9 protein-coding genes and 3 pseudogenes are annotated in these 8,724 nt (G+C 68.9%); 6 read left to right on the forward strand and 6 right to left on the reverse strand.

Going from position 1 to position 8,724, the window contains the following annotated elements:
• Window positions 1–287 precede the first annotated feature (287 nt).
• Both ACGFNV_RS46285 and ACGFNV_RS46290 read left to right on the forward strand, forming a co-directional pair.
• Window positions 288–1,028: a DsbA family protein gene (locus tag ACGFNV_RS46285; RefSeq protein ID WP_393631644.1), complete on the forward strand. Its 741-nt coding sequence runs from the start codon at window positions 288–290 to the stop codon at window positions 1,026–1,028.
• Between the two features lie 235 nt (window positions 1,029–1,263).
• Window positions 1,264–1,446: pseudogene (locus ACGFNV_RS46290) on the forward strand (transposase family protein); the annotation flags it as partial.
• 588 nt (window positions 1,447–2,034) lie between these two features.
• On the opposite strand, the gene ACGFNV_RS46295 reads toward ACGFNV_RS46290, so the two are convergent.
• On the reverse strand, window positions 2,035–2,226 hold the full coding sequence (locus ACGFNV_RS46295) for a hypothetical protein (protein WP_393631645.1): 192 nt from the start codon (window positions 2,224–2,226) through the stop codon (window positions 2,035–2,037).
• A 213-nt stretch (window positions 2,227–2,439) separates the two neighbouring features.
• Between ACGFNV_RS46295 and ACGFNV_RS46300 the strand changes: the two genes are divergently transcribed.
• Window positions 2,440–2,763 carry a hypothetical protein gene (locus ACGFNV_RS46300; protein WP_393631647.1) on the forward strand — a complete coding sequence of 108 codons (324 nt, stop codon included), beginning with the start codon at window positions 2,440–2,442 and terminating at the stop codon, window positions 2,761–2,763.
• On the opposite strand, the gene eutC is transcribed toward ACGFNV_RS46300, so the two are convergent.
• Window positions 2,733–3,503: an ethanolamine ammonia-lyase subunit EutC gene (gene eutC / locus ACGFNV_RS46305; protein ID WP_393631649.1), complete on the reverse strand. Its 771-nt coding sequence runs from the start codon at window positions 3,501–3,503 to the stop codon at window positions 2,733–2,735. The two genes, ACGFNV_RS46300 and eutC, sit on opposite strands and share 31 nt — an antisense overlap.
• Entirely contained in the window at window positions 3,500–4,891 is a 1,392-nt protein-coding gene (locus ACGFNV_RS46310) for an ethanolamine ammonia-lyase subunit EutB (RefSeq protein ID WP_393631651.1), read from the reverse strand. Before ACGFNV_RS46310 ends, eutC begins: the two co-directional genes overlap by 4 nt.
• Before the next feature lie 161 nt (window positions 4,892–5,052).
• Here ACGFNV_RS46310 and ACGFNV_RS46315 point away from each other — a divergent pair, with 161 nt between their 5' ends.
• Complete coding sequence (locus tag ACGFNV_RS46315; protein WP_393631653.1) at window positions 5,053–6,564, forward strand: APC family permease; 1,512 nt, start codon at window positions 5,053–5,055, stop codon at window positions 6,562–6,564.
• A gap of 14 nt (window positions 6,565–6,578) precedes the next feature.
• Here the strand turns inward: ACGFNV_RS46315 and ACGFNV_RS46320 are convergent, their stop codons facing one another.
• A complete protein-coding gene (locus ACGFNV_RS46320) occupies window positions 6,579–6,962 on the reverse strand; it encodes a DUF2690 domain-containing protein (protein WP_393631655.1) in 384 nt (127 codons plus the stop codon).
• On the opposite strand from ACGFNV_RS46320, the gene ACGFNV_RS46325 reads away from it, so the two are divergent.
• Window positions 6,844–7,221 carry a hypothetical protein gene (locus tag ACGFNV_RS46325; protein WP_393631663.1) on the forward strand — a complete coding sequence of 126 codons (378 nt, stop codon included), beginning with the start codon at window positions 6,844–6,846 and terminating at the stop codon, window positions 7,219–7,221. The genes ACGFNV_RS46320 and ACGFNV_RS46325 overlap by 119 nt on opposite strands.
• Here ACGFNV_RS46325 and ACGFNV_RS46330 read toward each other — a convergent pair.
• Window positions 7,131–7,516: pseudogene (locus ACGFNV_RS46330) on the reverse strand (transposase); the annotation flags it as partial. The gene ACGFNV_RS46325 and the pseudogene ACGFNV_RS46330 overlap by 91 nt on opposite strands.
• Window positions 7,517–7,805: 289 nt before the next feature.
• Here ACGFNV_RS46330 and ACGFNV_RS46335 point away from each other — a divergent pair.
• Window positions 7,806–7,991 carry a hypothetical protein gene (locus tag ACGFNV_RS46335; protein ID WP_393631657.1) on the forward strand — a complete coding sequence of 62 codons (186 nt, stop codon included), beginning with the start codon at window positions 7,806–7,808 and terminating at the stop codon, window positions 7,989–7,991.
• Between the two features lie 472 nt (window positions 7,992–8,463).
• On the opposite strand, the pseudogene ACGFNV_RS46340 reads toward ACGFNV_RS46335, so the two are convergent.
• A pseudogene (locus tag ACGFNV_RS46340) lies at window positions 8,464–8,724 on the reverse strand (hypothetical protein); the annotation flags it as partial.

Raw genomic sequence — 8,724 nt, forward strand, 5'->3', positions numbered from 1 at the left:
CTTCCGTGACGGCCGTAGGGCAGGAGAAGCAAGGGGATGGCCGCGGTGTGGTGGTTGCCTACCGGATCGTCGGGGACGCTGCGGGCTGGCCCGGCGATGGCGTTCGGGTATGTGGCGGCACTGGCTGCGGCGGGGGAGCTCTGACCGCCGGGAAGGCCGCAGTCGGGATACGCCTGTGCATTCAGCATGAACATGTCCTAGTGTCATGCTGATTGCTGGGGAGGCAACAGGTGCGTGTGAGGCACGGGGGGCGGTTCGCCGCGTCAAGGACTGCGGCGACGGTTGCGATGACGACGATGGCCGTGCTGGGCCTGTCGCTCGCGGGATGCGGGCAGAGGTCCGGGGTTCCGGAGGCGTACGACACTCTGGCGGAGGTGCCGGAGAGGCTCGCGCCGAACGGCACGACCATCGTGGTCGGCGACCGGGACGCCGAGATGACCGTGCACCTCTACGAGGACATGCGCTGCCCGTTCTGTGAGGAGTTCGAGACGACCGGCGGCGGCCCGGAACTCCAGAAGGCCGTGATGCGGCGGGACGTGAAGGCCGAGTACACCTTGGCCTCCTTCCTCGACGACAAGCTCGGCGGGAGCGGCTCGAAGAAGGCGGCCAATGCGCTCAGGGCAGCGCTGGACGCCGGCAAGTTCGCCGAGTACCACGAGGTGCTGTACGCCAACCAGCCCGAGGAGGTCGTCGACGGTTTCACCGACGCCCGCCTCCTCGAACTGGCCGACCAGGTCGACGGGTTGCGCACCCCCGCCTTCGAATCGGCCGTGAAGACGATGAAGCACCGCCCCTTCGTGACCGCCGCCGAGCACGCGTACGAGGTCGCGGGCACGGAGGCCCGGAAGGGCCCGGGCACGCCCACAGCCGTGATCAACGACATCCGTGTCCCCGAGGAGATCGGCGGGGTGTTGTACGACCCGACACTCTTCGCGGACCTGCTGGAGCTGATCCAGGACAGACCGGGGGAGTGGCAGGCGTACGAGAATTACCACGCGCCCCCGGACCCCGAGGACTACGAGTTCTGACCCAACGGCCTGTGCTCAGGTCCGGGAAAGGCAGGAGCTCAAATACTCCAGTGAGAAATCGTGTCCTGAGCTGGTTCTTCTCGTTGTCCGGGCATGGAGGGGATTACTGAGCGTTTTCAGCGTGGCCACTGATTGGGTGACACCTGTGAGGTCGAGGTGAGGGCCGCAACGCACAAAGCCCCCGTGCCATTGGGGGAGGTGTTCGAAGTCTCAACTCATCGGCACAGGAGCCCTGTTGGTTCCCTATCCTGCCGCACTCGACCTCCCGCATGCCCTCGTCGAGTGGGTCACCATGCTCATCGTCACCCGCGAGGGTGACCGACGATGCAAACTCCCGCCGCACCAGCGTGCGCTCGTCGCCCTGACGTACTTGCGTAAGCACGACACGCTTGCCCAGATCGCCGTCGGCTTCGGTATCGGGGGCCCAAGGACCAGCTGGCGAAGCTATGGACCGAGAAGCGCCGCACCCTGAACTACGCCGAGCACCTGCTCCGCGAAGGACCCGGCAACGCGATCCTCGGAGTCGACGACGACGGCCGGGCGCCACTGACGTTGCGCCGCCTGGGAGCAGAGCTGGGATAGGGCGAGTACGGTGGCGGTGTTGGTCATCTCGACGTAGCGGTGTCCACCAGCGCACGGTAGTAGCGGGCCAGCGGTTTGGCCACTGCCTCCACGGTGAGCAGCCCTCGTTGAACGGTCGGGCCGTGGCCAGGTCGCCCTGCTTGCCCCACAGCCATGTGGCCGCAGCCTGCGTGCCTGCCTGGTGGCTGGTGCGAGCCCGTTAAGGTTCGGTTTCCTCTACGGCAATGTCCCTTGAACCCGACCAAGCCGTGATCGCCTGACCGTCGGCGAGTTCGACACCGGGCGGGCTCTGGGGCCGTACTACACACGGCAGGGCTTCAATGTGCTCTACCTCCAACAACACGGCCAGCACAACCGCATGACCGAATGCCCACCCGCTGCAGGCCGAGGTCGATCCACCAGAGCTGCCTGACGGGCACGCCGCTCATCCGGCGACCGTCTGCCCCGCCACCCCGTCGCATGGAGTGTTCATGATCTTCTTGCGGGTGGCCTCAGCCTGGACCAGCGCCAGTACCTTCAAGACCCCCACCGCGACGTCCGGGTCTCCGCCATGAACTCGAACGAGGCCCGCCAGTTCTTCGAGGTCCGCCTGTCCCTGCCGGTCACGGGCCGTCATTTCGGTCGACTACCGGCTGGCCCGGGAGGGCCTCGTAGTCGCAGGCCGGGCGACCTGCCGGGTGCACGCCACCGGTAGAAGAACGTCAGACCCGGCCCTTCTCGTTCGATGAGGGTGAGAGCCAGTGTCCAGGATGAGCTGCCGGTTCAGCGAGGCGGGTTGGTCGCGAACGGCCCTCACCGATGGGCCCGAGCCTCACCCGAGGGAGACACGATGACCCCCTTCCAGTTGCTGGCGATGCTGCTGGCCCTGTCCGTGGCCCTGCACGTCGGCTCCGTCGCCGCGTTCACCGCCTGGCGCGGCGGCACCCAAGCCACCAAGGCCCTCCTCATCGGCGGCGGCGCCGCCGGCAGCGCGGGTGCTGTACTTCGCGGCCGTCAGCGCCTACCACAGCTCGCGAAAGTACACCCGAGCTACCTCTACGACGCCAACGGCGAACTCCTGATCCGCCGGGCCAAGGGAGACGGCGACACCGTCCTCTCCCGCCCTCGCAGACCAGCCACCACTCAGAGTAGCCGCTCGCCGACAGCTTCGTGATCGCTTTCGTCCTTCAGTCCCACCCCGGTGACCCCCAGCTCCCGCCCCCTCCCCATCAACCCCGCCAACTTCTCCGCTGCCAGCTCATACGTCAGGCCCAGGGGCGGCCGGATGTTGCTCAGGCAGTTGCGGTCCGCGTCCGTCGTCTCCCCCGGCCTCGGCCGGTACGTCAGGTACGCGCCCAGCGAGTCCGCCGCCGACATCCCCGGTCGTTCGCCGACGAACACGACCACCATCGCCGCTCCCATCGCGGACGCGATGTCGTCGCCTAGGGCCACCCGAGCCTGTTCGGCCAGTACCACCGGCGCCACCCGCCATCCCACGAGCCGCGCCACCGTGCCCCGCACCATCGCAGCCGCGTGCTCGTGCACGGCCCGGCTGGACAACCCGTCCGCGACGACGAGCACCACGTCCCAGTCACCGACGGGCAAATGCGCACGGTCCATCGGGTCCAACCGGCGCCCCAGATCGGGGCGTTGGAGGTACGTGAGGCGATCACCCGCCGCGCTGCGGACCCGTACCGTCTCCCTCCCCGCGAGCCCCGCCGCCACCACCTCCGGCTCGAACGGCGAGTGCACCGCGTCCCGTGCCGCCGCGTGCGCGGACTGGAGTTCGAGCCGGTGCCGCGTCGGCAGCGAGGTGCCCGCGCGGCCGAGGCCGATACGGGCCTGGGTGTGCCGGCGCAGCGCGGACCAGAGGGGCAGGTCCCCGACGGTGAGATCGACTTGGCCGTTCGTCATGCCGCCAGTTCCCTTCCGATCGCCGTGAGGGGATGCGCCGAGTCCGACGGCACCTCCCTGATCGAACCCGCTTCGTCCAGCAGTCCGATCGACCCCAGCCATGCCTCGAACTCCGGTGCCGGGCGCAGGCCGAGGACCTCACGGAGGTACAACGCGTCGTGGTAAGAGGCCGATTGGTAGTTGAGCATGATGTCGTCGCCGCCCGGCGTGCAGATCACGAACGACGCGCCCGCGACGCCGAGCATGGTCAGCATGGTCGCCACGTCGTCGTCATCGGCGTCGGCGTGGTTCGTGTAGCAGATGTCCAGGCCCATGGGGAGGCCGAGGAGTTTGCCGCAGAAGTGGTCCTCCAGGGCAGCGCGGAGGATCTGGCGGCCGTCGTAGAGGTACTCCGGGCCGATGAAGCCGACGACCGTGTTCACCAGCAGGGGCTCGTAGCGACGGGCCACCGCGTACGCCCTCGCCTCCACCGTCTGCTGGTCCACACCGTGGTGCGCGTCGGCGGACAGGGCGCTGCCCTGGCCGGTCTCGAAGTACATGACGTTGTTGCCGACCGTCCCCCGGCCGAGCCCGCGCGCCGCCTCGTGCGCCTCGTCGAGGAGGCCGAGCGTGACACCGAAGGAGGCGTTCGCCGCCTGGGTGCCGGCGATGGACTGGAAGACCAGGTCGACGGGGGCGCCCTGCTCCATCAGCTGCACGCTCGTCGACACATGGCACAGCACCGACGACTGGGTCGGGATCGAGTACCGGCCGATCACACCGTCCAGCAGCTCCAGCAGTGCCCTCGTCGCCTTCGGGCTGTCCGTCGCCGGGTTGATGCCGATCACCGCGTCGCCGGAGCCGAGCAGCAGGCCGTCCAGCAGGGCCGCCGCCACTCCCGCCGGGTCGTCCGTCGGGTGGTTGGGCTGGAGGCGGGTGGCCAGCCGCCCCGGCAGTCCGATCGTCGAGCGGAACGCCGTCACGACCCGGACCTTGCGGGCCGCGGCGACGAGATCGGCGTTGCCCATCAGCTTCGAGACCGCCGCGACCATCTCCGGGGTCAGCCCGGGCGCCACCGCCGACAGCGCCTCGCTCCCTGCCGCCAGCAGCCATTCCCTCAGCTCGCCGACCGTCATCCCGCCCACGGGCGCGAAGGCCGCCGCGTCATGCGTGTCGAGGATCAACCGGGTCACGTCGTCGGTCTCGTACGGGATCACCGGCTCGGTCAGGAAGGTCGCGAGCGGCACCTCGGCGAGGGCCCAGCGCGCGGCGACCCGTTCCCGGGCGCTCGCGGCGGCGAGGCCGGCGAGCCGGTCGCCGGAGCGCTCGGGGCTCGCGGCGGCGAGGAGGTGCGCGAGGGAGCCGAAGCGGAAGCGTTCGACGCCGAGAGTGGACGTGTAGACGGTCATGGCGGTGACCGTACGAGCCGTGTGTTGCCTACAGGTTGCGCCAGGTTTCTAAAGGTCTGGTTGACAAACATTTAACGCCCCGAGACCCTTGCTCGACTCATTCGGTCTACAGAGTTCCGGTCCAGTGCAAGCAGCGAGCAGCAGGAGAGGGGCCACCGGCGATGGCAGTGGACGAGGGAGTCGCCCCGGCGACGGAATCGGGCGAAGAAAGCACGGTTCACCGGCTTAAGCCCAACGCGATCGGCCTGCTGGGCGTGGTCTTCATGGCCGTCGCGACCGCCGCCCCGATCACCGCGATGACCGGCAACGTGCCCTTCATGGTGTCGTCGGGCAACGGCATAGGAGCCCCGGCGAGCTATCTCGTCGCAATGGTCGTCCTGGCAATCTTTTCGGTCGGCTTCACGTCGATGGCGAAGCACATCACGTCCACCGGCGCCTTCTACGGCTTCATCTCCTACGGCCTCGGCCGCACCGCGGGCCTCGCCTCCGGCCTCCTCGCGACCTTCGCGTACGTCGTCTTCGAGCCGGCGCTGATCGGCATCTTCTCGGTCTTCGCCAACACAACGCTCAAGGACCAGACGGGCGTTGACGTCCCGTGGTGGGCGTTCGCGATCCTGATGCTCGCCGTCAACGCGACCGGCACCTGGTTCGGCGTCAGCGTCGCCGAGAAGCTGCTCGTCGTGCTCCTCGGCACCGAGGTCACCGTCCTCGCGGCCATGGCCATCTCGGTCGCCCTGCACGGGGGCGGCCCGCACGGCTTCACCTTCGGCCCGGTCAACCCGGTCAACGCCTTCAAGGGCACCTCCGCCGGCCTCGGCCTCTTCTTCGCCTTCTGGTCGTGGGTCGGCTTCGAGTCGACGGCGATGTACGGCGAGGAGTCCCGCGACCCGAAGAAGATCATCCCCAAGGCGACGATGATCAGCGTCCTCGGCGTCGGTGTCTTCTACGTCTTCGTCTCCTGGATGGCCATCACCGGCAACGGCGAGGCGGAGGCCGTGAAGGCCGCGTCCTCCGCGAACCCGCTCGACCTCTTCTTCAACCCGACCGAGCACTACGTCGGCCACTGGGCGGTCGTCGTCATGCAGTGGCTGATGATCACCGGCTCGCTGGCCTGCGGCATGGCCTTCCACAACTGCGCCGCCCGCTACATGTACGCGCTGGGCCGCGAGGGCGTCCTGCCGTCCCTCAAGCGCACGGTCGGCCGCACCCACGCCAGGCACGGCTCCCCGCACATCGCGGGCCTGGTCCAGACGGCCGTGTCCGCCGTCCTCATCGGCGCGTTCTGGGCGGCCGGCAAGGACCCGTACAACGCGCTGTACGTCCTCCTCGCGATCCTCGGCACGATGGCGATCCTGGTCGTCCAGGCCGTCTGCTCCTTCGCGGTGCTGGTCTACTTCCGCAGGAACCACCCCGAGAGCCGCCACTGGTTCAGGACCTTCGCCGCCCCGCTCATCGGCGGCATCGCGATGCTCGGCGTGGTAGTCCTGCTGGTGTCCAACATGGGCGTCGCGGCGGGCACGGAGTCCGGCTCGCTGCTGCTGAAGGCGACCCCGTGGCTGGTGGCCCTGGTCGCGGCGACGGGCATCGGCTACGCCCAGTACCTCAAGCACCGCTCCCCCGAGCGGTACGCCCTGCTGGGCAGGACGGTGCTGGAGGAGACCAAGGAGCGGTAGGGGCATGAACGGTGTCAGGGGTACGGGGTGTGGGGGTCACCACGTACCCACCGTCCAGACCGAGGTTGACCGTGGCGCGAGGCGACGGCCCGCGGCCCCCAGTGGCTGCGCCGAGACCTGCGTGGGCGTCGGCGTCGCCGCGAAACTGCCGCTCGCGCCCGCCAGGGCCCAGGGGGACGGCACGGAGTAGCACTTCGAGGTCTGGCCGGGGGCGCCTCCCAGACATGCCGTGAGCCGGGTGGTCCCGCGACGGCGACCAGGTCCGTGTAGACGAAGCCCGTGGCGTCGCTCAGGCGGGCGACCGTGACGCTGTGTTTCGGCTGCCCGGGGCCCGTGAAGCCGAGGGTGTTCCCGACGGCCGTGTTCCAGACCCTCGCCCAAGCGGCACGGCACAACACGCCTTTCGAAAGCCTTCAGGCTTCAGGCGGGAGTCTCCAGGCCGGCGTCAACATCGCCTACCACCTCGCGCTCCTGGAATGCGGTCTCACCCACCCTGACGTCCTCGTTCCATCGATCCTCATCATCGACTCTCCGCGCAAGGCGCTCGGCAGCAACCCCGACGACCAGGTCCACGAGGTAGCTCCCGGTTCGAGGGCGGCGACGAAGGAGTACGGCCAGCCCGGGATGAACTGGGCGGCGGACTTCGCCCGGCCGTAGACGTTGCAGAACAGCCGGTCTGCCGAGCACGGCGCGCGTCCGAGCGCAGCCACGGCGACACGTCGGCCGCCAGCACCAGGCGGCCGCCCTCGAACCGGGGCAACGGCAGCCCTGCGAGCAAGGTCCGCAGTCCCTCGACGTCGATCCTGCCCTGGTTGAGGGCTCCGTACAACGCTCCGTGCCCACGCCGGTGCTCGGGCACCATCGTCAGGTCCACCGGCGAGGTGACCGGCCCCTCGACGCACAACAGCGCGTCGGCCAGTTCGAACAGTTCGTCACGTCGGGGGGTCAGACAGAAGCAGAGATGAAACGCGTACTACCAAGCCAACCGCTGATGGACGCACCGGTTCGCTGGAAAGCGCCCAATGATCACGACGCAGCCCAGGATCGGCGCTTCTCGGTCATGCCCATCGCCACACCCACGCCACTGCGGTGAGCAGTCACCCCGCGGAGTGATGCGATCCCTACGTCTGGGCGATTCGACGCCCGGTGCTGAAGGGGATCGAGCATTGCTCCCACAGCGCCGAGGGCATGCATGGGCACCGCCCAGACCGTGGCGCGTTCCGACGACTCAAGGAACATACATGCGCATCCGTACCGCCCTGGCCGTCGTGGCTTTCGCCGCTGCCGGCGTGCTCACCACCGCCGGCACCGCGACCGCTGCCCCCATTCCCGACATCTGTCTTCCCAACATCGGCGCTACCGACATCATCGTGCTGCCGGTCGAAACGCTGACCCGAAGCGACCTCAGCTGCAACTCCGCGGGCTGACAAGTGAAAGGCAGTCGCCGGCAGTCTCGGCAATGTCGCTGACCAAGAGACCGCCCGCGTACTCACCCACCCAAGGCACGGGAGGGCAAGGGGGACTGCTTCGTCCCCTGCCCCAGCCGGCGAAGCCGCCGGATTTTGAAGAACCTCCCCTGGCCCGCGCTCGCCATGGGGCCCGTGCCCTTGCAGGCCTGGGCCCCATGGCGCCCGGGTCAGGGGGCGGGGTTGATGGTGACGTCGGCGTCGGGGCACTCGTGCAACGATGCGGCGCATGGCCTCTTGCTCGGCTGGGTCGACGGTCAGGTCCCACGCGAGCTTGATGGCCGACAGCCTCCTCCAGGGCGCGGGAGTGAACAGCCGCAGAATCACCCGCCCGTGCACAACAGTGTCGTACTGGCGAAACGAAACGCCTGGCAAGCCCAATCCGGCACGCTGTCGTCTTCCACGTCCCGTCCTTCTGGTCAGCTGGCCAGGGTCAGGACAAGGGCGGCAGTTGTCCGCTGGAGGTGCCGTCGCTCTCCGATGACAGCGACTCCTTGATGGCGCGTAGGAAGGACCGCCGCTCCACCAACTGCGCCCCCCTCGCCTCGGCCAAGGGCTCTGGTCGGTGCCCGAAGCCGGCGGGGAGGGTCGGCAGGCCGAGCGCGGCGAAGGCCTCGTCGAGGTGGTGCCGTGGATCACCGGTGCCGCGCAACGCGGCGGCCAGGGGCCGGTGGTCCGTCTTCCCGTAAGCCGC

This window comes from Streptomyces sp. NPDC048751 (assembly GCF_043198595.1).
In the GTDB taxonomy this organism is placed as follows: domain Bacteria; phylum Actinomycetota; class Actinomycetes; order Streptomycetales; family Streptomycetaceae; genus Streptomyces.

Excerpts from the sequence above, each read along its gene's own strand:
- ACGFNV_RS46335 (WP_393631657.1), top strand. The coding sequence starts at position 7,806 with ATGCGCATCCGTACCGCCCTGGCCGTCGTGGCTTTCGCCGCTGCCGGC.
- ACGFNV_RS46310 (WP_393631651.1), bottom strand. The coding sequence starts at position 4,891 with ATGACCGTCTACACGTCCACTCTCGGCGTCGAACGCTTCCGCTTCGGC.
- ACGFNV_RS46295 (WP_393631645.1), bottom strand. The coding sequence starts at position 2,226 with ATGACGGCCCGTGACCGGCAGGGACAGGCGGACCTCGAAGAACTGGCG.
- ACGFNV_RS46300 (WP_393631647.1), top strand. The coding sequence starts at position 2,440 with ATGACCCCCTTCCAGTTGCTGGCGATGCTGCTGGCCCTGTCCGTGGCC.
- ACGFNV_RS46315 (WP_393631653.1), top strand. The coding sequence starts at position 5,053 with ATGGCAGTGGACGAGGGAGTCGCCCCGGCGACGGAATCGGGCGAAGAA.
- eutC (WP_393631649.1), bottom strand. The coding sequence starts at position 3,503 with ATGACGAACGGCCAAGTCGATCTCACCGTCGGGGACCTGCCCCTCTGG.
- ACGFNV_RS46285 (WP_393631644.1), top strand. The coding sequence starts at position 288 with ATGACGACGATGGCCGTGCTGGGCCTGTCGCTCGCGGGATGCGGGCAG.